This window comes from Pseudonocardia kujensis, assembly GCF_021283305.1.
Taxonomy (GTDB): Bacteria; Actinomycetota; Actinomycetes; order Mycobacteriales; family Pseudonocardiaceae; genus Pseudonocardia; species Pseudonocardia kujensis.
Window position 1 is genome coordinate 42,737 of record NZ_JAJSOK010000006.1, and the last position, 23,572, is coordinate 66,308.

A 23,572-nucleotide genomic window follows, 5' to 3' on the forward strand; every position below is an offset into this window, starting at 1 on the left:
CCGACAGCGTGCACGCCGAACCTGGGCGGAGGCAGCGCAAAGAGTCAGTCTAGCCGCGAAGGCAGCCGCTGTCGAGACACGTCGCTCAGCTCACCACCGGAGCCAAGCACCGTGACGTAAGAGTGACCCGGCAGGCGCACCGAGTCAAGACCGTACGCGTCGGTAAGTGGTCCTTCCCGAAGGACGACCGGCAGCTCAGGGCTCCCGGCCCCCGGTGGACCGTTCGTCGGCGGGCCCGCGGGACCCGACCTGCCGTCCGTCGCGCCGCACGAATTTCACTCGTCCGGAGCAACAGGGGTGGGTTCTGGTTCCAGCCTACGCCCCGGCCCGATCCTCCGGTCAGGCCGCCTCGCCCACCGGCCTTGACGCCCGGAGAGCGCCGCCAGAAGGATCGGGGCGCGCGATCATGCACCTGTCTCACACCCGTTGACGAAGGGGTCGACGAATGGCCGAGAACACCGTGCCGACGATGGCCGAGCTGCTGGGCGACGACGCCCCCAGGAACTGGGGCAAGTGGGGGCCCGACGACGAGCTGGGCTGCCTGAACTACCTCGACGCCGGCGAGGTCCTGCGCGGCGTGCAACACGTCCGGTCCGGCCAGGTCTTCACCCTGCAGATCCACATGGGCCGCACCGAGAGCCCCGGCGACCCCATCTGGCCCGGCCGCAAGGGCATGACCCGGCAGAACGAGCTCGACGAGGGCACCTGGGACGGCGAGAACGCCCCCGCCTTCCCCGGTGGCCTGCACTACGCCGACGACACCGCGCACCTCTTCCTGCAGGGCTCCACCCAGTACGACGCCCTCGGGCACGTCTGGTACGACGGCCAGCTCTGGAACGGCTACGACGCCCGCACCACCATCGACGCCATGGACAAGGCCTCGGTGCTGCCCATCGCCGAGAAGGGCGTCGTCGGCCGCGGGGTGCTCATCGACATGGCCCGCCACCGCGGCAAGCCCTGGCTCGACAAGGGCGAGACCTTCGACCACACCGACCTCGAGGCCGCCGCGAAGAACCAGGGTGTCGAGATCGAGAAGCACGACATCCTTGTCATCCGGACCGGCTGGATGAAGTACTGGTACGAGCTCAACGACCCCGAGAGCTTCTACGACGGCTTCGTCGAGCCGGGCCTGACCTACTCCCGCGAGCTCGTCGAGTGGTTCCAGGAGCGCGAGATCCCCAACCTGGTCACCGACACCATCGCCAACGAGGTCACCGCCGACCCGAACTCCGGGGTCGCGCTGCCCCTGCACTGTGCGCTGATGCGCAACCTCGGCGTCACCCTCACCGAGATCGCCTGGCTCGACGACCTCGCCGACGCCTGCGCCGCCGACAACCGCTGGTCCTTCCTCTACGCCGCCGCCCCGCTCAAGGTCGTCCACGGCACCGGAGCCCCCGTCAACCCCATCGCCATCCGCTAGGAGACCCGGTGTCCGTCTACGACGACAAGCCCTGGCTCGCCCGCTACGACCAGGGCCAGCCCACCACGATCACCCCCGAGTTCCCGGACATGCTCGCGCTGTTCCGGGCCACCGTGGAGCAGCACGGCGACCGCGACGCCCTCCGCTACTTCGACGGCCGGATCACCTACCGCGAGCTCGACGAGCTGTCCGACGCCGTCGCCGCCGGCCTGCTCGACGGCGGGTTCTCCGCCGGCGAGCGGGTGGCGCTGTTCCTGCAGAACGACCCGCAGTACGTGATCGCGCTGCTCGGTGCGTGGAAGGCGGGCGGCATCGCCGTCAACGTCAACCCGATGAACCGCGAGCGCGAGCTGCACCTGCTGCTCACCGACTCCGGGGCGAGCGTGCTGGTCACCCTCGAGAGCCTCTACCGGGACGTCGCCTCGAAGGTCGTCGGCGACACCGCCGTGCGCACCGTGCTCACCACGAGCGAGCTCGACCACCAGACGCGCGGCGACGAGCGCATCCTCGGCGGCGTCGAGCGGATCGGCGCCGTCGACGGCACCGTGGACCTCGCCGAGCTCGTGGAGCGGTTCCGCGGGCAGCGGCCGCCGGCGGTGTCGTTCGACCCGCAGGACACCGCGGTGCTCACCTACACCTCGGGCACGACGGGCCCGCCCAAGGGTGCCATGAACACCCACGCCAACCTGGTGTTCAACTCGCAGACCTACCGCGGCTTCTGCGAGCTCGGCCCGGACGACGTGGTGCTCGGCGTGGCACCGCTGTTCCACATCACCGGGCTCATCGGGCACGTCACGATCGCCATGCTGCTCGGGGCGCCGCTCGTGCTGTTCCACCGCTTCGAGCCGTCGGCGGCGATCGACATCATCCGCGAGGAGCGGCCCACCTTCACGGTCGGCTCGATCACGGTGTTCATCGCGCTGATGAACGCCCCCAACGCCGACCAGGGCGCGCTGCGCACGCTCACCAAGATCTGGTCCGGCGGGGCGCCCATCCCGCCGTCGACGGTGAAGGCCTTCCAGCAGGCCTTCGGCCAGTACATCCACAACATCTACGGGCTCACCGAGACCACCTCGCCCAGCCACTGCACGCCGCGGCACGCCGAGGCGCCGGTCGACGAGGCCTCCGGGGCGCTGTCGGTGGGGGTGCCGGTCTACGACACGATCGTGCGGATCGTCGGCGAGGACGGGCGGGACCTGCCGCCGGGCGAGGTCGGCGAGATCGTCACCACCGGGCCGCAGGTGGTGAAGGGGTACTGGAACAAGCCGGAGGAGACCGAGCGGGCGATCCCGGGCGGGTCCCTGCACACCGGCGACGTCGGGTACATGGACGACCAGGGCTGGTTCTACATCGTCGACCGCAAGAAGGACCAGATCAACGCGGGCGGCTACAAGGTCTGGCCGCGCGAGGTCGAGGACGTCCTCTACGAGCACGAGGCGGTGCGCGAGGCGGCCGTGGTCGGCGTGCCCGACCAGTACCGCGGCGAGACCGTGAAGGCCTTCGTGAGCCTGCGCGCGGGCAAGCAGGTCACCGCCGAGGAGCTGATCGCCTTCGCCAAGGAGCGGATGGCGGCCTACAAGTACCCCCGGCAGGTCGAGTTCCTCGACGAGATCCCGAAGACGGTCAGCGGCAAGCTCCTGCGCCGCGAGCTGCGGGACCGCGAGAACTCCTGAGAACGCACGAACGGCCCTTCCGCGCGAGCGGGAGGGCCGTTCGTGGACCCGCCGTGCCGCCCGTGGGCGGCGTCGCGGCGGGGATCAGGCGGCGCTGATCGAACGCTGGTCAGACCAGCGAGACCTTCGCGCCGGCCTCCTCGAGCTTCGCCTTGGCGGCGTCGGCCGCGTCCTTGGCGACACCCTCGAGAACCGGCTTCGGGGCCGACTCGACGAGGTCCTTGGCCTCCTTCAGGCCGAGGCCCGAGACCAGCTCGCGGACGACCTTGATGACCTGGATCTTCTTGTCGCCGGCGGCCTCGAGGACCACGTTGAACTCGTCCTTCTCGGCCTCGGCTTCGGCCGGGGCACCACCGGCGGCGGGCGCACCCGCGGCGGCGACGGCGACCGGGGCGGCCGCGGTGACCTCGAAGGTCTCCTCGAACTTCTTCACGAACTCGGCGAGCTCGATGAGGGTGAGCTCCTTGAACGCGTCGAGCAGCTCGTCGCTGGACAGCTTCGCCATCTCTGGCTCCTTCTCGTGTGTCTGGGGTGTATCTGGGGTGGAGCCGGATCAGCTCTCGGTGGGGGCGGCGGTGTCGTCCTGGCCGCCCTCGGCGGCCCGCTTGTCGGCCAGGGCCTGGGCCAGACGCGCGACCTGCGACGCCGGGGCGTTGAACAGGCCCGCGGCCTTCGCCAGGTTGCCCTTCATGGCGCCGGCCAGCTTGGCCAGCAGGACCTCGCGGGACTCGAGATCGGCCAGGCGCTCGACCTCGGCGCCCGACAGGGCGCGGCCGTCCATGTAGCCGCCCTTGATCACCAGGCCCTTGTTGTCCCTGGCGAAGTTCTTCAGCGCCTTGGCGGCGTCGACCGCCTCGCCGGTGACGAACGCGATCGCCGTCGGGCCGGTCAGGAGCTCGTCCAGACCGTCGACGCCGGCGTTTGCAGCCGCCCGCTTCACCAGGGTGTTCTTGGCGACGCGGAAGCTGGCGTCCGCGCCCAGGGCGCGGCGCAGCTGACTCAGCTGAGCCACGGTGAGACCGCTGTACTCCGTGACCACCGAGGCGGACGCGCCCCGGAACCGGTCGGCGATCTCCTCGACCGCCTCGACCTTGTCGGGTCGTGCCATGTGATGCCTCCTCTCGGGGTGTCGGTGTGCCACCGCTTCCCGAGGCCCGGAGACGACGAACGCCCCGTGCGCAGGGCACGGGGCGTGGAGTGCGGGCGCGCGTGCGCACCCGGGCTGCTTGCCTCGTCCTCCTGCGCGGGCCGCCCGCGGCTGCGGGGCCTTCGTGTCCTCCGGCGGGGCCGGTGGACAGACCTGCGGTCTTCGGTGGAACCGACGTCCAGCATACGCACCCCGGCGACGGCCGCGCCGCCGGGGTGCCGGTTCTCGCGCGACGGCGTCCCTGCGCCGCTACGCGACGGTGTCGATGCGCCGCTACGCGACGGTGACGATGCGCCGCTACGCGACGGTGTCGATGCGCCGCTACGCGACGGTGTCGATGCGCCGCTACGCGACGGCGACGTCCGCGATCTTCCAGGTCCCGTCCACGCGCTGCCCGGTCACCGTGAGCCGGCCCGCCGCGGCCACCTGCTGGCCCGCCTGGTCGTTCGCCGCCCGGGTGGCCTGCTGGTCGAGGAAGACCATGAGCACGGCCCGGTCGCCGGTGATCGACTCGACGGCGGCCTGCGAGATCGTCGCGGTGACCACGGCCTGCTGCTGCGGCGCCAGCTTGCGGACCTCGCCGAAGAGCTGGTCGAACTGCTGGCCGAACTCCGGGGTGATGACCTGGCGGGCGGCGGCCTCGTTCTGGTCGAGCCGGGTGTAGTCGTACGAGTAGACGGTCTTCACCGCGTCGCCGAGCTGCTGGCTGACCTGCGTGGTCGCCGCGACGTCGACCAGCGCGGTGTTCCGCGCCGCGGGCGTGTGGTTCATGCTCCACCAGCTCACCCCGGCCAGCACCGCGAGCGCCAGCGCGACGACCGTGACGCCCGCGAGGATCGTGGTGCCCCGCTTCGTCCGGGGCGGGGCGGGAAGGCGGAGCAGGTCCTTCGGCCCGCGCCGCGACCGCCGTGCCGGCTCCTCGACGCGGCCGAACGCCTCGTCGCGCTCGCGTCGAGCCCGGCGGGCGCGCCGGGCCCGGGCCCCGGCCGGCCGCTCCCCCGCCTCGGCGGCCCCGTCGACCTCTGGGCCTCCGGGGTGCCCGACGTCCTCGCCGGCGTCCGTGCCGGCCATGCCGTCCGTGCCGCCCGTGCCGTCCGTGGCGGGCACGGCGGCGGTCTCCGCCTCGCCGTCGACCTCCGGGGTTGCGAGCTCCGCCGTCTCCGGCTCGAAGAGCGCGTGCCGGCTGTCGGCCCGCGTCACGTCCGGGCGGACCTCGCTCTCGCCGGCCTCGGCCGGGGCGTCCGGACGGCCGGTGTCGGGCCGGCCCGTGTCCGGGCGGCCGGCGACGCGCGGGCGCCGGATGCCGGCGGTGCGGCGCCGGGACGCGGGGGTGGGGGCGGGCTTGCGGGGCTGGGGGGACATGGTGACCTCCTGGGGGCCGTCGGTCGACCGAGCGGAGCGAGCATCGATACCGAGCGGAGCGTGCGGAGCGAGCATCGATACCGAGCGGAGCGTGCGGAGCGAGCATCGATACCCAGCGGAGCGTGCGGAGCGAGCCTCAGCCGCTCTGACCGGGGGCGCGCACCGGCGCGAGCTTGCTGACCTTCCATCCGTCGTCCGTGCGGCTCATCTCGAGCTGCAGGCGCTGCCGGGTCGGGATGGGCTGCTGCCCGTCCGGGGTCACCGTGACGTCGACGCCCACGAGTACCCGGGCGACGCCGGCGCGGTCGTCGAGCTCGCTCACCGCCGCGTCGGACACGGTCGCCGTGGTGGTCCGCTTGGACTGGGCCACGAACTGCGCGTACTGCGCCCGGTTGGTGCGGAACTCGTCGAGGACCGCGCCGGTGGAGGTCTGCTCCCACCGGTCGAGCCCGCCGTCGACGTCGTGCCAGTCCAGCGTGTTGAGGCTGATCGCGGACTGCCGGGCCGCGACGAGCACGTCGTCGCGCTCCTCGGCGAGCGTGCGCTCGCCGCTCAGCAGTGTGGTCAGCCACAGCACGCCGAACACCAGCGCCGCGACGACCGCGACGGCGGCCGCGACCTGCAGCGCCCGCGGCCCGCCGAACCGCCTCCTGCCGCCCGACGGCCCGAGGTCGGGCTCGTCGGCGGGCGTCGTGTTCGCCGTGCTCTCGGTCGTGCTCGCAGTCATTGCGGGACTCCATCCGGCCGTGGGGGCGTCGGCCATCGGGGGTGTGGCGGGCGGGGCCGGCCGTCAGGCCAGGATCCCGGCCGGTGTTCCGAGGGGGAGCGGGGTCAGCGGTTGCGGGTCGTCGGAGCCGGCCGGAAGCGGGAGCCCCGCGGACGGGTTGCCGGTCGTGCCGGGCTTGGCGCGGGGGGTCGTCGAGTGCGGCGCCGGGGGAGCGTTCTGGGCACCGCGCACACTCGTCGGACTCCCCTGTGGCTCGGCACAGTACGCCTTCTTGTTGACCGGGATCTCCGTGGTGTCGTCCCCGGCCCGGTGCTCGGTGCCCTGGTAGCCGTACACGCACGGGAAGGGGTCGAAGAAGTTGAGCACCAGGCCGAGGTGCGCCGTGCCGTCGTTGGGCGCCGCCGTGTACGCGTTGGCCATCGCACCGGGGTAGGTCACGAGCAGCTGCTGGAGGTTGGACTGCCGGGGCTCGGCGATCCGGGAGACCGTGAGCAGGTTGGCGATCGTGGTGGACAGCCCGGCGCCGCTCTCCCGGAGCAGCCCGCGGATCTGGTCGGCGGCCTCCGGTGCGGTGTGGATGAGCCGGCGCAGGTCCGGGTCGGACTCCTTGAGCTGCTCGGCCAGCAGCTCGAGGCTCGAGCTGAAGTCGGCGAACTGGCCGGCCACCTCGTTCTGCGTGGTCAGCACCGTGCGGCCGTCCCTCAGCAGTGCGGTGGTCTGCGGCAGCGCGTCGGTGGCCGCCTTGGTGAACTCGCTGGTGGTGTCGAGCAGCTTCTGCAGCGGGACGCCGCTGTTCGCGAAGCCCTTGCCCAGCTCGTCGACGACGGTGCGCAGGCTGTCCAGCGGCACCGACCGCACGAACCCGTCGAGGCTCGACACGACCTGGTCCACCTGCACCGGGGTGCTCACCCGCGACACCGGGATGACCGAGCCGGACCCCAGCTCCGGCCCGGAGTCGCTCGCCGGCTGCAGGTCGACGTACTGCTCGCCGATCGCGGACAGGTTGCGCACGGCGGCCGTCACGTCGGCGGGGATCTCCGGGCCGCCGCGCTCCAGGTCGAGCTGGGCGTCGACGCCGTCGGCGGTCAGGGTCAGCGGGCCGACCCGGCCGACGCTGACACCGCGGTAGGTGACGTCGGCGCCGGTGAAGATGCCGCCGGAGTCGGCAAGCTTCATCGTGACCGGGTAGGTCGTGGCGCCGAAGAGCGCGCCGAAGTTCGCGTACCGGAAGCCGACGAAGCCGACGCCGAGCACGGTCACCAGCAGCAGCGCCAGGAGCTGCCACTTCATGGTCCGGGTGATCACCGGCCACCTCCGAGGAGTCCGCCGAGGAGACCGCCGCCGGAGCCGCCCGGGTCGCCCGAGCCGCCGGTGGTGCCGTCCGTCGGCGGGGTCGGCACCGCGCTCGTGGTCGGCGCGGTGGTGGGCGGCGGGTTGTTCGGGTCGGCCTGGCCGAGCGGGGTCGGCGACGGGCCGAGCAGCGGCAGCGACGGCTGGTCCGGGTTGCCGCCGAGCAGCGGCGACAGCAGCTGCCCGACGGGCGGGAGCTGGTTGAACAGCGGCGTGTCCGGCGTCGGGAACGGCTGCCGCGCCCGCAGCAGGTTGTCCAGCAGGGACTTCGCGTCCAGGTCCGCCCGGACGTACAGGTTCGCGTAGTCCCCGGCGAACGCGTCCGTCGCGGCGTCGGTGAACGGGAAGCTGCCGATCAGCTCCAGCGAGTTCGGCAGGTCCTGCCCCGACTCGGCGAGCTTGGACAGCGTGGGCTGCAGCGCCCGCAGGTCGGCGAGGGTGTCGTCCCGGCTGCGGTTGATCGTGTCGGTCGCGGTGCCGGAGAGCCGGTCGAGCGCCTGGAGCATGTCGACCAGCTGACCGCGCTGGCGCTCCAGCTCGGCCAGGCCCGGGCCGAGGTTGTCGAGGGCGTTCGCGATCTGCGGCCGCCGGTCGTCGAGGGTGGCGGACAGCCGGTTGAGCCCGTCGAGGGCGCGGGTGATCTCGCCCTTGCGGTCGTCGAGGGCGCCGACCAGCGTGTTCAGGTTGTCCAGCAGCCCGCGGATCTGCGGCTCGCGGCCGTCGAGGGCCTTGTTCAGCTCGGTCGAGATCGTCTTGATCTGCGCGACGCCGCCGCCGTTGAGCAGCATGGACAGCGCGCCGAAGACCTCCTCGACCTCGACCGCGCGGCCCGCGCGCTGGATCGGGATGGTGGCGCCGTCGGACAGGGTGCCGGTGCCGCCCTGGGCGGGGGCGGCCAGCTCCACGAACTTCTCGCCCAGGAGGCTCGTGGTGCGCACCCGGGCCTCGGCGTCGGCCGGCAGCGTGACGCCCCGGTTCACCGCCACGGTGACCCGCGCGTTCCAGGTCGCCGGGTCCACGTCGATGGACCGCACGGTCCCGACGCTCACGTCGGCCACCTTGACCAGGGACTGCGGCACCAGGTCGACGACGTCGGGGAACTCGATCGTCACGGCGTACGGGTCGTCGCCGAGGTCGGCGCCACCGGGGAGCTCCACCCCGCGCAGCCCGCCGGAGAACACCCCGCAGCCGCTCAGCGCGACCGACGCGACGGTCACCAGGACCGCCAGCCTGGCCGCGAGCCTCGTGCGCCTCACGACCCACCTCCGAAGAGCTTCGAGAAGAACCCGCCGACGCCGCCGCCCGCCTCCGGCTGCTGCGGGGCCGGTGTGGCCGGGGCGGGGGTGGTCGGCGCGGCCGGTGCGGGGGACTCCTGCCCCGGGACCGCGGGGGCCGGCTGTCCGGCCTGCGGCGCCGCGGGGTCCTGCGGCACGAGCGGCACGGACGGGATCGCCAGGCCCGGGACGGGCGGGGCCTGCCCGCTGGTCACCGAGCTCAGGATCTGCGCCGGCGTCGGGAGCGAGTTCACGTCCGGCAGCTGCTGGCAGGCGGGCAGGAGGGGCTTGAGCGGGTCCGGCGCGCCGTCCTTGATCAGGTCGCAGAGGAAGTAGATCGGCGGCCGGCTGAGCTCGTTGATGTTCGCCCGGGTGTCGAGCGTGCCCGACGAGCCGTTGTAGGTGTTGGCCAGGTTCGAGATGCCCAGCGGCGCGACGTCGAGGATCTCGGTGAGCGCCCGCTGCTGGTCCACCAGCACCTGCGTGACGTCGGCGAGCCGGTCGACGTTCGAGTGGATGGTGTCCCGGTTGTCCCGGACGAACCCGGCCACGTCGCCGAGTGCCACCGACAGGTCCCTGATCGCCCCGGCGAGGTCCCCCCGCTCGCTCGCGAGGAAGCCGGTGACGTCGGCGAGCCGGCCGTTGAACTCACGCACCTTCGCGTCGTCCTGGGCCAGGGTCTGGGTGAACTTCTGCAGCTCCGTGACGGTGCCGAAGAGGTCGTCGCTGGACCCGGCGAGCGTGTTCGAGAGGTTGCCGAGGCCGCGGAGGGTGTCGTTGAACGCCTGGCCGTTGCCGGCCAGGTTCTGCGCGCCGACGTCGAGGGCCTGCGACACCGCACCGGTGGAGTTGGCGCCCTGCGGGCCGAGGGCCTGCGAGAGGTCCGTGGCGGCCTTGGCCAGGTCGTCGACGCCGAGCGGGACGGCGGTCCGCTCGAGCGGGATCGTCGCGCCGGTCTCGAGCTCCGGCGCGTTCTCGGCCACCGTCGGGAACAGCTGCACGTAGCGGCCGGTGACGAGGCTCGGCGAGACGACCGCGGCCTTGGCGTCGGGCGCGAGGTGCACGTCCGGGTCGGTGATGGTCATGTCGACCTTCACCTGCGTGCCCTGCGGGGTGATCGAGTCGATCTGGCCCACCGGCACGCCCAGCACGCGCACGTCGTTGTCCTCGAACAGCGCCGAGGCGTTGGTGAAGTAGGCCGTGATCTTCCGGCCGCCCCCGTTGCCGATCAGCCAGACCCCGGTCGCGACGAGCACGGCGACGATCGCGACCAGCGCCGTGATCTGCAGCGCGCGGCGGTCGTTCGCCCAGGAGCCGACCATCAGCAGCCTCCGGGGTTCAGCGGGCCGATCGTCGGGATCGGGAGCAGCCCGCAGATGTAGTTGTCGAACCAGCGGCCGTTGCCGACGGCGTTGGTGAACAGCCGCACGAACACCGCCTCGTTCTTCAGCGTGGCCGCCAGGTCGTCCTGGTGGCGCTGCAGCACCTCGGTGACCCGGTCGAGCGTCTCGAGCGTCGGTCGGAGCTGGTCGGCGTTGTCCGCGACGAGGCCCGACAGCTGCTGGGAGAGCAGCCGGGTGCCGTCGAGCAGCCGGTCGATGGCGTCCTTGCGCTGCTGCAGCTCCGAGAGGAGCAGGTTGCCGTCCGAGAGCAGCTTGTCGAAGTCGCCCCGGCGGTCCGCGAGGATCGACGACAGGTTCCGCGCCCCGGCGAGGAGCTGGCGGATCTGCTGGTCGCGGCTGGAGATCGTGGTCGAGAGCCGGGACAGGCCGTCGAGGGTGCCGCGGACGTCGTCCGGGGTGTCGGAGAACGTGTCGGCCAGCGTGCGCAGGCTGTCGGCCAGCTGGTTCGTGTCGAGCTGGTCGATCGTCCCGGTCAGCCCGTTGAACGCCTCGACGACGTCGAAGGGCGAGAGGGTCCGCTCCCGCGGGATCGGCGTGCCCGGGTCGAGCTCCTGGTCGCCCTGCGGGTCCAGGGCCAGGTACTTCGAGCCGAGCAGGGTGGCGATCTCGATCGAGGCCGACGTCCGGTCGCCGACCCAGGCGTCGTCGACCCGGAAGGCGACGTCGACGTGGTCGCCGGCGAGCTTCACCGCCGTCACCCGGCCGACCTCGACGCCGGCCACGGTGACCCGGTCGTCGGACTGCAGGCCCGCGGCCTCGCCGAACTCGGCGTGGTAGGTCGGGCCGCCGAAGATCGACGGGGCCTGGAAGGCCACGACCGCGAGGACGGCGATCAGCACCAGCCCCGCGATCGCGAGCGGGACCGGGCGGCGCGCTCCGCTGGCGGCCATCAGTGGTCACCTCCGGTCGTGCGCGTGTCGAAGATCGGGAGCGCGGGCGCGTTCTCCGGCACGCCGTTCGGCAGCACACCGTTCACCAGCTGGTCGACGCCCGGCAGCGGGGCGCCCTTCGGCGTGCCCAGCTGGTCCGGTTGGCCGTCGGGGTCGGCGCCGCAGCGCCCGGCCCCCGACTTGAACGCCTGGATCTCCTGGCGCGGGATCAGGTCGCCCAGCCCGACCGAGCCCGAGAGCCCGCACAGGTAGAACTGGAACCAGCTGCCGTAGCTCGCCGCGCGGCTGATCTTGTTCAGCTTGTACGGGGAGAACTCCAGCAGGTGCTCCAGCGTCGGGCGGGCCTCGTCGAGCTGCCCGGCGAGGTCCCCGAGCGCGCGGATGTCCGCCTGCAGCGGCGGCCGGGCCTCCTCGACGAAGCCGCCGGTGACCTGGGTGAGGTCGGCGATCGAGGAGATCGCGTCGCCGATCGGCTTGCGGTCCTGTGCCAGCCCGGACACGAGCTGCTGCAGCGAGGTGATCAGCTGGTTGAGGTTCTCGTCGTGGCTGTTCACGGTCTGCAGCACGCCGTCGAGGTTGTCGATGACCTGTCCGATGACCTGGTCCCGGTCGGCGATGGTGCTGGTCAGCGAGGCCGTGCTCGCGAGCAGACTGTCGACGGTGCCGCCCTCGCCCTGCAGGGTCGAGACGATCTCCTGGGACAGCTTGTTCACCTGCTCCGGGTCGAGGCCCTGGAACAGCGGCTTGAAGCCGTTGAACAGCGTGGTGAGGTCGAGCGGCGGGCGGGTCTGCTGCACCGGCAGGGTGCCGCCCGGCTCGAGCCGGCCGCCGCCCCCGGTGCCCTGCCCGAGGGACAGGAAGCGCTGCCCGATGAGGTTCTTGTAGAGGATCGACGCGGTGGCCGAGGCCGGGACGGCCAGCGAGGAGTCCACGCTGAACTCCACCTGGGCCTGCCGCCGGTCGACGACCTCGATCTTGTCGACGGAGCCGACGACGACGCCGGCGATCCGGACGTCGTCGCCCTTCAGCAGGCCGTTGACGTCGGTGAACCGGGCCGAGTAGGTCGTCTTGTCGCCGCCTTGGCTGTTCGCGATGGTCAGCGCGAGCACCGTGGTGGCCAGCGCGGTGACCAGTGCGAACGCCAGGAACTTGGTGAGCGGGCCGAGGGGGACGCGGCTCATGCGATCCGAACCTCCGTCCCGCGGTAGAGCGGGCCGACCAGCACGCTGCCCCAGCCGGGGACGGCCGCGGGCGTGCTGCCCGTGCGCGCCGCGACCAGCTCCGCGACCTGCTGCTGCTCACCCGGCGAGTTGGTGATGCCCATGTCGTAGGACGCGGGCTTGGCCCCGGCCTTCGTGTTCGGGCTCCGGTCGAACCCGGGGACCAGGTCCCACGAGTAGGTGCCGTCGAAGGAGTCGTAGTCGTTCACCCCGAACTTCGGGGGTGGCCCGATCGGCTGCCCCGCGGGCGGCGCCGGGGGAACCGAGCCGTCGCGGAACGGGCCGTCCGGCGGGTACTGCGGGCCCGGCTGGATGATCGGGTAGCACCGCGGGCCGCGGTCGTCGGAGTACTCCGGCTCGTCCTGGTTCGGGATGTACTTGCCGTTGCTCGTGACGATCTCCAGCGTGATGTGCACGCCGGGCTCGTCCGTCCCCTTGCCGAACACCTGGTCCAGGTACGGGACCAGCCGGCTGGCCTGCTGGAAGAAGCAGGGGAACTCCGGCGCGTAGCGCGCCAACGTCTCCAGCGTGGGCCGGCCGGCTCCCGCCAGGCCGATCAGGTTGTCCTTGTTGGCGTCGAGGAAGGCCCGCAGGTCGTCCGACGCCCCGGTCACCGACCGGTACAGGTCGCGCAGGTTCTGCGACTCCTCCACGACCGTGCGGCTCGTGGTCGTCAGGTCGTCGAGCGCGTCGAGCAGGTCCGGCGCGGAGTTCGACAGGTTCTCCGAGAAGTCCGCGAGCTGGGTGATGTCCTCCTGCAGGTCCGGGATGGCCGGCTGCAGTCCCGCGGTCAGGGTGTTGAGCCGCTCCAGCGTCTGCCCGAGCTGCTCGCCGCGACCCGCGAGGCCCTGCGACAGCGCGCCGAGGGTGGTGGCGAGGTCCTGCGGCCGCACCGCCTGGAGCAGCGGGAGCAGGTCGTCGAGCACCCGCTCGACCTCGATCCCGGCCACGCTGCGGTCCTCGCGGATCGTGTCGTGGGCGGCGAGCTTGACCGCGCCGGGCTGCTCCGGTGGGACCAGGGACACGTACTTCTCGCCGAAGAGCGTCTTGGGCAGCAGCCGCGCGGTGACGTTGTCCGGGATCTGGTCGATCAGGTCCGGGTCCATCGACATGGTGACGGTCGCGCCGTCGCCGTCGGTGCTGATCGTGTCGACGGTGCCGACGATCAGCCCGCGGATCTTGACGTCGGCCCGCTCGTTCAGCTGCGTGCCGACCCGGTCGACCTTCAGCGTCACCGGGATCCCGGAGCGGAACGCGCCCGCGTACTGCGCCACGGCCAGCCCGATCAGCAGCGCGATCACCAGGATGAAGACGATGCCGAGGGTGACCTTCCTCGTGTCCGCGCTCATGTCGTCTCCGCGGGAAGGAGCACGTCGCCGGTCGTCATCCCGCCACCCGCACCGACGTCGAGGTGCCGAACAGCACGAGGGTGAGGAAGAAGTCGAGGATCGCCGTGCTGACGATCGAGAGCCGCACCGCCCGGCCGACGGCCACGCCGACGCCCGCCGGGCCGCCCTTGGCGTGGTAGCCGTAGTGGCAGTGGATGAGGATGACCACCGTCGCGAAGATGATCACCTTCAGGTACGAGGCGAAGATGTCCCCGACCGGCAGGAAGAGGTCGAAGTAGTGGTCGTACGTCCCGCCCGGTAGGCCGTTGAGGAGCGTGACGTTGAGCCGCGCCGCGCCGAAGCTGGCGAGCAGGCCGATCGTGTACATCGGGATCACCGCCAGGATCCCGGCGATCACGCGGGTGGTGACCAGGAACGGCACCGACGGCACGGCCATGACCTCGAGCGCGTCGACCTCCTCGGAGATCCGCATGGCGCCGAGCTGGGCGGTGAAACCCGCGCCGAGCGTGGCGGTGAGCGCCGAGGCGGCCACCAGCGGGGCAATGTCGCGGGTGGTGAAGTAGGCGGTGATGAAGCCGGTCAGGGCCTCGACGCCGAGGGAGTCGAGGGCGCGGAAGCCCTGCAGGCCGACCAGCGAGCCGACGAACAGCGACAGCGCCGCCATGACGCCCGCGGTGCCGAGGATGACGATCAGCGCGCCCGACCCGAAGCTGACCTCGGCCAGCAGCCGGAAGATCTCCTTCGGGTAGCGGCGCAGCGTGCGCGGGATCCAGGCGACGGCGCGCGCGTAGAGGCCGAGCTGCTCGCCCAGCTCCTCGAGCTGGTCGACCGGCCGACGCACCAGGGTGCTGAGTCGGGCCACTTCAGATCCCCTTCGGCGGGACGAGCTCGAGGTAGAGCGCGGTGAGGACCAGGTTGATCAGGAACACCAGGACGAAGGAGATGACGACGGACTGGTTCACCGCGTCGCCGACGCCCTTCGCGCCCGGGGGCGGGTTGAGCCCCCGGTAGGCCGCGACGATCCCGGCGGTGAACCCGAACAGGGCCGCCTTGACCTCACTGACCACGATGTCGCTGACCTGCGCGATCGCCGAGAAGCTCGCGATGTACGCGCCGGGCGTGCCGCCCTGGATGATGACGTTGAAGAAGTAGCCGCCGGCGACGCCGACGACGGTGGCCAGGCCGTTGAGCACCACCGCCGTGGTGGCCATGGCCAGTACCCGCGGGACCACGAGGCGCTGGATCGGCGAGATGCCGAGCACCTCCATGGCCGCGATCTCCTCGCGGATGGTGCGGGCGCCGAGGTCGGCGCAGACCGCGCTGCCGCCGGCGCCCGAGATCAGCAGCGCGGTGACGATCGGGGCCGCCTGCTGCACGATCGCGAGCACCGAGCCGGCGCCGGTCTGGCTCTGCGCGCCGAACTGGCGGGTCAGCTCGGCCAGCAGCAGGGCGATGGTCGCGCCGAACGGGATCGTGAACAGCGCCGTGGGCAGGGCGGAGACCTTGGTGACGAACCAGGTCTGCTCGATGTACTCGCGCAGCTGGAACGGCGGCCGGAAGGCCTGTCTCACGATGTCGACGCCCAGCCCGAACAGGCGCCCGACGGGGGTGAGGGCGCGGGTCAGGGGGCTGGGGCCGGCCTGGGGAGCGGACACGGCGGAGTCCTTGTCTCCACGGCAGTCGGGGAACTGCGCGGGGGCGGTGGGGAGCAGGTTCGCGGGTGGTCCGTGGGGGCGGCCCACCCGCGACGGGGCGGCGTGCGGGGGCTAGCGGTAGCGGTGCCGGCCGGGACCGGAGCTCGGGCCGCCGGGGGCGCGGCCGGTCGGGGGCTGCTGGGGGTTCTGCGACGGGTTCTGGGGTGCGTTCTGCGGCGGGAGCGGCTGACCGAGCGGGGCGTCCTGCACCCGGGGGATGCTCTGGGTCGGCGCGTCCGTCGGCTCCTCGGGACGACCGTAGGGCGCCGCACCGACGGCCCGTCGGCGGGTCGGCTGCTGCGCCGCCTGCCCGCTCTCCTCCTGCGAGCGGCGGATGGCCTCCTGCGCGGCGGGCGGCAGGGTGTGCAGCATCTCGGCCACCCGCTTCTGCCGGCGTCCGACGGCCTTGCGCTCGGGCAGGCCCGCGGTCGCCTCGAGCTGGGGCTTGATCGGGGGCAGCCCGGACAGCTCGTCGACCTCGGCCATCTCCCGGGCGGCCTGGGCGGTGTCCTTCTCCTCCGACATCCCGATCGGGCCCTGCCGGCGCCCGTTGAGGAACTGCGCCACCACCGGGTCCTCGCTGGTCAGCAACACCTCGCGCGGGCCGAACATGGCCAGGTGCTTGCGGTAGAGCATGCCGATGTTGTCCGGCACCGTCTGCGCGGTGTTGATGTCGTGGGTGACGATCAGGAACGTCGCGTCCGTCTGCGCGTTCAGGTCGATGATCAGCTGGTTCAGATACGCCGTGCGCACCGGGTCCAGGCCGGAGTCCGGCTCGTCGAACAGGATGATCTCCGGGTCGAGCACCAGTGCGCGGGCCAGGCCGGCGCGCTTGCGCATACCCCCGGAGATCTCGCCGGGCAGCTTCTTCTCGTCGCCCTTGAGCCCGACCATGTCCATCTTCTCCGCGACGATGTCGCGGATCTCCGACTCCGGCTTCTTGGTGTGCTCGCGCAGCGGGAAGGCGATGTTGTCGTAGAGGTTCATCGAGCCGAACAGCGCGCCGTCCTGGAACAGCACCCCGAACAGCTTGCGGATCTCGTAGAGCCGGTTCTCGCTGCACCGCACGAGGTCGGTGTCGTGGATGACGATCGAGCCCTTCTCCGGCTTGAGCAGCCCGATCAGCGACTTCAGGAACACCGACTTGCCCGTGCCGGAGGGGCCGAGCAGCACGCTGACCTCACCGGGCGGCAGCGTGAGCGTGACGTCCGACCAGATGTTCGCGCGCCCGAAGGACTTCGTCAGCCCCTCGACCTTCACCTCGACACCGGGCACGTCGCCTCCTCGCGCACTCGAGCCTGCGGCACCGATCCTTGCCGGAGCACGCACTCGTCCTGCAGCGCCCAACGACCACGCCGCAGTCTGGTTACTACCGGGTATTCCGCGGCGACGCAGGCACTTCGACCGTTCCTGAGAACGACGGACACGCCCCGTGAACCGAGATCGACACGCTGTCGTCGATCCCGGTTCACGGGGCGTCGGCCGTCGCACTGTGTTACTCCGACCGGGCCCATGCCGGTACAACCCGGCTCTCAGGCTCCGGATGGAGTGACTTGCGTGGACACCACTCGATCGGAGTACGTGTCCTGGTCCGCGACCGGGCGCCCGTGGGGCACCGGGCAGCCCTGCGGGAAGGTCCCGAGCTGCCGGACGTCGAAACCGTTCGGGTAGCTGCGGATGCTGGGCAGGTCCCGGACGAACTTCGGTCGCGTGCGCACGGGCATCGCGCGCACGACCCGGCCGCGCAGCCGCAGCGCGGCCCGCGACAGCGCCCGGAACCAGCGCGGCGGGGCCTCGTACCGGAAGGCCTCCCGCAGGTGGGCGTCCATGAGCGAGCGGGAGAAGGCGTCGATCAGCGCCGCCGGGGCCTTGTCGTTCGGCGGGAAGGTGCACAGCAGTGCGAGCGTCGAGTCGGCGACGGCCCGACCGCCCGGGTCGTAGCCGAAGTGCTCGCGCTCGTACGCGTCGTGGACCTCGCAGAACTCCCGCCAGGTCGCCGGGATGTCCTTGATGCCCATGTGCCGGCCGAGCTCGCGGTAGTAGTTCGCGCTCGCGACCTTCTCCGTCTCCGAGAACGGCCGCCACCCGTACGCGTCCATCCACCGGATCGGCGACACGACGAACGTGCACAGCGTGTACCGCATGTCGCCGGCCGAGATCGGATAGCTGCGGTGCATCTGGTTCATCCGGCGGACGGCGTCCTTGCCGGTGCCGGTGAACCCGTGCTCGAGGACGGCCTCGAGGATCAGCCCCGTGTCGTCGTAGCGCTTCTGGACGCGCTCGGTGAACTCGCCGGTCTCCGCCAGGAGCCTCCCGATCGTGGGGACCGCGTACGTGCGGAACAGCGCGAACGAGAGCGCCTGGTTGATGTCCCAGGGGAACTCGTACATCGACATGAGCCGGTAGATCTCGAGCCAGTCCGTCTCCGGGTCGAGCAGCTCGATCTCGCGGAGCCGGTCGTAGCGCCCCGCGCGGGTCATCCGGCCAGCTCCAGCTGGTCCTCGGCGTGGAACTTCTCCTCGAGCGCCTCGGGCGAGGCGTCGACGTCGATCACCCGCAGGTCGGCGCCGCGGGCGGACTCGATCGCCCCGAGCCGGCGGCCCAGCTTGTCCATCGCGTACTCGGCCATCTCCGAGATGTCGACGCCGAAGGGCGGCTCGCCGCCCTCGTACTTGTCGAAGGTCGCGGTGACCACGCCCATGGCCGGGACCATCAGCTCCTGCATGCGCTCGTCGACGACGTCGAACAGCGCGTCGTCGGCGGCGACGTGCCGGCGGCAGGTGAAGGTGCCCCAGGCCATGTGGCGGCGCTCGTCGTCGCCGATGTGCTTGATCACCTTCTGGATGCCGGGCAGGATCCCCCGGCTCGTGCAGATCTTCTGCCAGGCGAAGTAGCCGGTCAGTGCCAGCGTGCCCTCGACGATGTGGTTGTAGGTCACCGAGGCGCGGATCTGGTTGCGCGGCGACGGGTCGCGCTCCAGCGCGTACAGGCTGTCCGGCAGCTGCTTGGTGAAGATCTCCATGTACGCGTCGTTGAACTCGATGTACTCGTGGAGGTCCCCGCTCATCCCGAGGGCGTCGAACCACAGCCGGAAGGCCTGGGTGTGCTTGGCCTCCTCGTACACGAACTGGGTCAGGTACATCTCGTCGGCCAACCGGCCCTCGGCGGCCATCGCGGCCACGAAGGGCTGCAGGTCCTGGGTCACCGACTCCTCGCCCGCCATGAACTGCGCGGCGAGCGCGCAGGTGTACCAGCGCTCCTCGTCCGTCATGGCCGCGAAGTCCTTCGCGTCCTGCGAGAAGTCGATGTCCGCCGGGTTCCAGTGCCTCGCGGCCCCCTTGGTGAACAGGCGGAGCGGGAAGGACTCCTGCTTCAGCCCGCCCGCGTCGAGGGAGGCGAACCCGTCCCGCTTGCCGTGCTCGATCGTGCGCATGTCGGCTCCTTCGCCGTTGAAGCTGGGTGGTGGGAGGTGGGTCAGAAGCGGATGAGGCCTCGGATGTTGCGGCCGGAGCGCATGTCCTCGTACCCCTCGTTGACCTGGTCGAGCGTGTACTCCTTGGTGACCAGCTCGCGCAGCTTCAGCCGGCCGAGGTTGTGCAGCTCGAGCAGGCGCGGGACGTCGTGCTGACCGCTGGAGCTGCCGAACAGGGCGCCGCGGATCTGCTTCTCGTAGAGCGTGAGCTCCAGCAGCGAGAGCCTCGCGGTCTCCTGCTCCGCCTTGCCCAGTGCGGTCACCACGACCCGCCCCCGCTTGCCGACCAGCTGCAGCGCTGGCTGCAGGTCGTCGCCGTCGGCGATCCCGGTGGTGAGGATCGCGGCGTCGGCGAGCTGGCCCCGGGTGAGCTCGGAGATCAGCGGCCACGCCTCGTCGATGCTCGCGGCGGTGTGCGTGGCGCCCAGCTCGAGCGCCTTCTCCCGCTTGAACTCCACCGGGTCCACCGCCACGACGTACCGGCAGCCGGCGTTGACCGCGCCCTGCACGGCGTTGGCGCCGATCCCGCCGATCCCGATGACGACGGCCGAGTCCCCCGCGCGCAGGTCGGCGGTGCGGACCGCGGACCCGAACCCGGTGGTCACGCCGCAGCCGACCAGCGCGGCGAGCTCCAGCGGGAAACCCTCGTCGATCTTCACGACCGACTTGACCGGCACGACGGTGTGCTGGCTGAACGTGCCGAGCAGGCACATCTGCCCGACGTCCTCGCCCCGGGCGTGGAAGCGGTAGGTGCCGTCGAGCTGGGGGCCGAGGGTGGCGCCCGCGCCGTCGTCGCACAGGCTCGTCATGCCGCGGACGCAGTGGGAGCAGCGCCCGCAGCTCGGCAGGAAGGTCATGACGACCGGGTCGCCGACCTCCACCTCGGTCACGCCCGGACCGACCTCACGCACGCGCCCGGCGCCCTCGTGGCCGCCGACCATCGGGTAGGCGACGGGGAGGTCGCCGGTCACCAGGTGCTCGTCGGAGTGGCAGAGGCCGGACGCCGCCAGCTCGACCAGGACCTCACCGGGACCCGGCGGGTCGAGCTCGACCTCCTCGACCTCCCACTTGCCGCCCAGTTCCCACAGCACCGCTGCTCGGGTCTTCATGAGCGTCGATCATGATGCGCGTCACGCCGGACCACAGCGGGCCGCGAGTTCCCGCCCTGTCCCCCGCGTGCCAGCTCCCGACTCGCGATGCCGAAGCTCCCGACTCGCGATGCCGAAGCTCCCGACTCGCGGGACGGAGCGCAGCAGTTCCGCGAGTCGGGAGATCCTGCACCGCGAGTCGGGAGATCCTGCACCGCGAGTCGGGAGATCTTGCACCGCGAGTCGGGAGATCTCGCACCGCGAGTCGGGAGATCAGGCGGGGGCGAGGGGGAGGGTGAGGCGGGCGACCAGGCCCCCGCCCGCGCGCGGGAGCAGCGTGAGCTCGCCGTTCATCGCGCCCACCAGCGCCTCGACGATCCACAGCCCCAGCCCCGCGGTGCCGCGCCGCTCCCCCAGGGCCACGCCCTTGGCCGTCACCAGGCCCTCCTGGCCGGGCGGCAGGCCGGGGCCGCGGTCGCGCACCTCGGCGACGAGCGTGCCGTCGACGTACGCGAGGTCGAGCTCGACGGGCTCCTCCCCGCTGTGCCGCTCGGCGTTCTCGACGAGGTTGGTGAGCACCCGGCGCAGCCGCTGCGGGTCGCAGCGCACGGCCGCGCCCGCCGGCACCACCGTGATCCGGCGACGACCGGGCGCGACCGCGGCCGCGTCGAGCACGGCCTCGGCCAGCTCGGCCAGCACCACCCGCCGGTCGGTGACCCGGCCCAGCGGGCTGCCGTCCCGGACCGCCAGGTCGGCGAGGCCGTCGAGCATGTCCTGCAGGTGCACCGCGTGCTCCGCGAGCAGCCGGGTGGCCGTGCGCGACGCCTCCGGCGACAGCGCCCCCTTCGCCAGGTCGGTGGTCAGGGCGGTGAGCGAGGCGACGGGCGTGCGGAACTCGTGGAGCACCACGCGGACCCCGTCGAGCCGGGCCTGCTGCGCCGCGACGAGCCGGGCCCGCAGCTCCCGCTCGGACAACAGCTTCTCGTGCTCGGCCGCCGCCCGGGCCCGCGAGTCGGCGGCCTCCTGCAGCTGCCGCTCCAGCATCCGCACCAGGACCCCGACCAGCACCGCGGCCGCGACGAGGAACCCGCTCCACCAGGCCCCCGTCAGCAGCCGCTCCGCGACCGGCACCTCCGGGTCCGACCCGAGCAGGCACGCGACGGTGAAGCCGATCCCCACGCCGAGCGCGCCCAGCCGGCCCAGCACCGGCCCGCTGCGCAACGACATGGCGATCGCGATCAGCGGCAGCACCGCGACGAAGATGCTGTCCGCGCCGCCGGTGAGTCCGCAGGCCACCAGGACCAGCACGCCGTCGACCACCGTGATCACCGCGGGCCGGACCGGCAGCTGCCACTCCGCCCACTCGGTCACCACGAGCGCGGCGGCGTAGAGCGCCGTGCCGACCACGATGCCCCACACGACCAGCGGCCGGCCGCGGGCGAGCTCGGGGCCGACGGCGAGCGCCAACCCCACGGCGACCACGACGATCGCCCGGATCACCACCGCCGCCCGCTCCTCGGCCGAGTCGGAGCGCCGTGTCCAGGGGTCCCACCTCAGGGCGCCCGGATCCGTCATGGCCTCCGCGAGCGGGTCCACCCTGCCGTCCGTCGGGCTGGTCACCGGGCCTCCCGTCGCCGTCGGTGCAGGTCGCGAGATCCCGGAGACTACGTCCGATTAGGCTCCCGTCCGTGCACGAGGGCCCTCACACCGTCGTCATCGTCGACGACCACGCGCTGTTCGCCCAGGGCCTCGCGCTCCTGCTGGAGTCCCGCGCGGGCGACACGTTCCGGGTCGCCGGGTCCACCACGGCCGGCGAGGAGGCCGTCGCGCTCGTGGGCAAGAACCGCGCGGACATCGCCGTGGTCGACCTCGCGCTGCCGCCGCTCGGCGGCGTCGAGACGATCCGCCGGATCAAGGCCGCCTATCCGGGGACGAAGGTGCTCGCCCTCTCCGGGACCGAGGACCTGGACCTGGCGGCGGCCGCGCTGCGCGCCGGGGCGGACGGGTACCTCGGCAAGTCGGCCGACCCCGCGGTGCTCGTGGCCCCGTTGTCGTCCCTGCTCGCGGGGGTGAAGGTCGTGCGCGGCGAGCTGCTCGAGGCGCTTCTGGCCTCCGCGGACCGCACCGCCGACGGGGTGCTCGACACGCTCTCCGAGCGGGACGTCGAGCTGTGGCGGCTGCTCGCCCGCGGACTGGAGACCAGCGAGATCGCCCGGCCGATGCTGGTCAGCGAGCGCACGGCGAAGCGGATGATCGCCTCGCTGCTGCACAAGCTCGGCGCGGCCAACCGGATCGAGGCGGCCGCGCTGGCCGGTCGGGCGGGGCTGCTCGACGACGCGCGCCCCTGAGGGTCCGTGCGGGCCAGGCGTGGCCCGGGCGGGGAGTCGCCGCAGCCGGTCCGGGCGGGCCAGACTCCCCGGCAAGCGAGCGAAAGGGGCTGCGACGTGGCGGCGTTCCAGAACGAGGCCGAGGTGTACGAGTACCTGGGCGGGGTCTTCCGGCTGGGTATGGAGGACGCGGCGCTGGTCGAGAAGCTGAAGCCGTCCGGGGTCGTCCTGCGCATCACCTACTCGGACCCCGAGGCCGTGCTGACCGTGGACATGCCGAACTCCGAGATCCACGATGGCGCCGGCAACGGGCCGGAGCCGAACGTCGAGCTGTTCATGAGCGCCGACACCGGCAACCGGTTCTGGCTGGGCAAGGTCGTGCTGCCGGTGGCGCTGGCCAAGGGGCAGGTCCGCGCGAAGGGCCCGGTCGCCAAGCTGCTGAAGGTGCTGCCGCTGGCGAAGAGCCTGTTCGGGCCGTACAAGGCGATGCTCGAGGAGAAGGGCCGCAGCGACCTGCTGGCCGCGGCCTGAGCCCGCGTCCCTCGATCCGGTGAGGTCCGGGCCCCCGGCGGAGCCCGGTCCTCCCGGAAGATCGATACTGCCTGGCGGGCCCACCACGGGCCCGCCAGGGAGGCGCGGTGTGAACGGTGAGCGGACCTCGGGGCTGCCCGAGACCCTGAACATCGACGTGCAGATGTGGACCTCGCTGCGCGGCCGGCTCCACGACTTCACGACCGTCGTGTGCGACACCCCGGACCCCGCGCCCCGCGACGCCGCCGAATGGCACCGCTGGGCCACGGAGTACCTGCAGGTCGTCGCGGAGACGGACGGCTGGCAGCCGGGCCGGTACTACTACCGCGCCGAGGTCCGTGACGACGCGGACCGGACCGAGCAGGTGCTCATGCAGAACCACTGGGAGTACCGGACCTGAGCCGCCGCAGCGGCGGCCCGGCGCGTTGTGGTCGCGCCGCCGCCTCCTCCAGCCGGCGGAGGAACTTCTTCACGTCGCCCCAGGGCGTCGCCGTGTAGTGCGGCCGCTCCCGCAGCGAGCGGCTGTCGGCGCCGTAGCGCGGCGCCAGGATCGCGATGAGGACCAGGACCGAGAGCAGGATCGTCGCTGTCATGCCTCCACTCTGACAGTATTGGCCTGATACTCCATGGCCAATTTCGCGGAGG

Annotated in this window: 23 protein-coding genes; 5 read left to right on the plus strand and 18 right to left on the minus strand. The window is 72.1% G+C overall.

The annotated features are described in order from the left end of the window. The first annotated feature begins 445 nt into the window (after nt 1–445). Complete coding sequence (locus LWC35_RS06500) at nt 446–1,420, plus strand: cyclase family protein (RefSeq protein WP_232868973.1); 975 nt, start codon at nt 446–448, stop codon at nt 1,418–1,420. Nucleotides 1,421–1,428: 8 nt separating this feature from the next. Beyond that, nucleotides 1,429–3,093, plus strand: coding sequence for a class I adenylate-forming enzyme family protein (locus tag LWC35_RS06505; RefSeq protein WP_232868974.1), 1,665 nt, complete (start codon nt 1,429–1,431; stop codon nt 3,091–3,093). 109 nt (nt 3,094–3,202) lie between these two features. Here LWC35_RS06505 and rplL read toward each other — a convergent pair whose 3' ends face one another. The 17 genes from rplL to LWC35_RS06590 form a co-directional block, all read right to left on the minus strand. Then, nucleotides 3,203–3,598, minus strand: a complete 396-nt coding sequence (gene rplL, locus LWC35_RS06510; protein WP_232868975.1) for a 50S ribosomal protein L7/L12 — start codon at nt 3,596–3,598, stop codon at nt 3,203–3,205. Between the two features lie 48 nt (nt 3,599–3,646). Further along, nucleotides 3,647–4,201: a 50S ribosomal protein L10 gene (rplJ, locus tag LWC35_RS06515; RefSeq protein WP_232868976.1), complete on the minus strand. Its 555-nt coding sequence runs from the start codon at nt 4,199–4,201 to the stop codon at nt 3,647–3,649. Nucleotides 4,202–4,585: 384 nt separating this feature from the next. Beyond that, on the minus strand, nt 4,586–5,602 hold the full coding sequence (locus LWC35_RS06520) for a hypothetical protein (RefSeq protein WP_232868977.1): 1,017 nt from the start codon (nt 5,600–5,602) through the stop codon (nt 4,586–4,588). Between the two features lie 136 nt (nt 5,603–5,738). Further along, entirely contained in the window at nt 5,739–6,329 is a 591-nt protein-coding gene (locus LWC35_RS06525) for an Rv1363c family protein (RefSeq protein ID WP_232868978.1), read from the minus strand. A gap of 63 nt (nt 6,330–6,392) precedes the next feature. Continuing rightward, on the minus strand, nt 6,393–7,634 hold the full coding sequence (locus LWC35_RS06530) for an MCE family protein (RefSeq protein ID WP_232868979.1): 1,242 nt from the start codon (nt 7,632–7,634) through the stop codon (nt 6,393–6,395). Continuing rightward, a complete protein-coding gene (locus LWC35_RS06535; protein WP_232868980.1) occupies nt 7,631–8,935 on the minus strand; it encodes an MCE family protein in 1,305 nt (434 codons plus the stop codon). Before LWC35_RS06535 ends, LWC35_RS06530 begins: the two co-directional genes overlap by 4 nt. Further along, nucleotides 8,932–10,275 carry an MCE family protein gene (locus tag LWC35_RS06540; protein WP_232868981.1) on the minus strand — a complete coding sequence of 448 codons (1,344 nt, stop codon included), beginning with the start codon at nt 10,273–10,275 and terminating at the stop codon, nt 8,932–8,934. Before LWC35_RS06540 ends, LWC35_RS06535 begins: the two co-directional genes overlap by 4 nt. After that, nucleotides 10,275–11,246 carry an MCE family protein gene (locus LWC35_RS06545; protein WP_232868982.1) on the minus strand — a complete coding sequence of 324 codons (972 nt, stop codon included), beginning with the start codon at nt 11,244–11,246 and terminating at the stop codon, nt 10,275–10,277. The genes LWC35_RS06540 and LWC35_RS06545 overlap by 1 nt, the downstream gene beginning before the upstream one ends. Beyond that, nucleotides 11,246–12,427: an MCE family protein gene (locus tag LWC35_RS06550; protein WP_232868983.1), complete on the minus strand. Its 1,182-nt coding sequence runs from the start codon at nt 12,425–12,427 to the stop codon at nt 11,246–11,248. The genes LWC35_RS06545 and LWC35_RS06550 overlap by 1 nt, the downstream gene beginning before the upstream one ends. Next, nucleotides 12,424–13,815 (minus strand): MCE family protein, encoded by a 1,392-nt coding sequence (locus LWC35_RS06555; RefSeq protein ID WP_232868984.1) that lies wholly within the window; start codon nt 13,813–13,815, stop codon nt 12,424–12,426. Before LWC35_RS06555 ends, LWC35_RS06550 begins: the two co-directional genes overlap by 4 nt. A gap of 34 nt (nt 13,816–13,849) precedes the next feature. Continuing rightward, on the minus strand, nt 13,850–14,677 hold the full coding sequence (locus LWC35_RS06560; protein WP_232868985.1) for an MlaE family ABC transporter permease: 828 nt from the start codon (nt 14,675–14,677) through the stop codon (nt 13,850–13,852). A gap of 1 nt (nt 14,678) precedes the next feature. After that, entirely contained in the window at nt 14,679–15,470 is a 792-nt protein-coding gene (locus LWC35_RS06565) for an MlaE family ABC transporter permease (RefSeq protein WP_232868986.1), read from the minus strand. A 111-nt stretch (nt 15,471–15,581) separates the two neighbouring features. After that, nucleotides 15,582–16,784 carry an ABC transporter ATP-binding protein gene (locus LWC35_RS06570; protein WP_232868987.1) on the minus strand — a complete coding sequence of 401 codons (1,203 nt, stop codon included), beginning with the start codon at nt 16,782–16,784 and terminating at the stop codon, nt 15,582–15,584. Between the two features lie 257 nt (nt 16,785–17,041). After that, complete coding sequence (locus LWC35_RS06575; RefSeq protein WP_232868988.1) at nt 17,042–17,989, minus strand: oxygenase MpaB family protein; 948 nt, start codon at nt 17,987–17,989, stop codon at nt 17,042–17,044. Beyond that, entirely contained in the window at nt 17,986–18,942 is a 957-nt protein-coding gene (locus tag LWC35_RS06580) for a R2-like ligand-binding oxidase (protein ID WP_232868989.1), read from the minus strand. The genes LWC35_RS06575 and LWC35_RS06580 overlap by 4 nt, the downstream gene beginning before the upstream one ends. 41 nt (nt 18,943–18,983) lie before the next feature. Then, entirely contained in the window at nt 18,984–20,090 is a 1,107-nt protein-coding gene (locus LWC35_RS06585) for an NDMA-dependent alcohol dehydrogenase (RefSeq protein WP_232868990.1), read from the minus strand. Between the two features lie 252 nt (nt 20,091–20,342). Next, nucleotides 20,343–21,689, minus strand: coding sequence for a sensor histidine kinase (locus LWC35_RS06590; RefSeq protein WP_232868991.1), 1,347 nt, complete (start codon nt 21,687–21,689; stop codon nt 20,343–20,345). Nucleotides 21,690–21,757: 68 nt separating this feature from the next. Between LWC35_RS06590 and LWC35_RS06595 the strand changes: the two genes are divergently transcribed. The 3 genes from LWC35_RS06595 to LWC35_RS06605 all read left to right on the plus strand — a co-directional run bounded on the left by LWC35_RS06595 (nt 21,758) and on the right by LWC35_RS06605 (nt 23,327). Continuing rightward, complete coding sequence (locus LWC35_RS06595) at nt 21,758–22,417, plus strand: response regulator (protein WP_232868992.1); 660 nt, start codon at nt 21,758–21,760, stop codon at nt 22,415–22,417. A gap of 96 nt (nt 22,418–22,513) precedes the next feature. Further along, nucleotides 22,514–22,927, plus strand: a complete 414-nt coding sequence (locus tag LWC35_RS06600) for an SCP2 sterol-binding domain-containing protein (RefSeq protein ID WP_232868993.1) — start codon at nt 22,514–22,516, stop codon at nt 22,925–22,927. A gap of 109 nt (nt 22,928–23,036) precedes the next feature. Next, complete coding sequence (locus LWC35_RS06605) at nt 23,037–23,327, plus strand: hypothetical protein (RefSeq protein WP_232868994.1); 291 nt, start codon at nt 23,037–23,039, stop codon at nt 23,325–23,327. Here the strand turns inward: LWC35_RS06605 and LWC35_RS06610 are convergent. Beyond that, nucleotides 23,296–23,520 carry a hypothetical protein gene (locus tag LWC35_RS06610; RefSeq protein WP_232868995.1) on the minus strand — a complete coding sequence of 75 codons (225 nt, stop codon included), beginning with the start codon at nt 23,518–23,520 and terminating at the stop codon, nt 23,296–23,298. The two genes, LWC35_RS06605 and LWC35_RS06610, sit on opposite strands and share 32 nt — an antisense overlap. Nucleotides 23,521–23,572 lie beyond the last annotated feature (52 nt).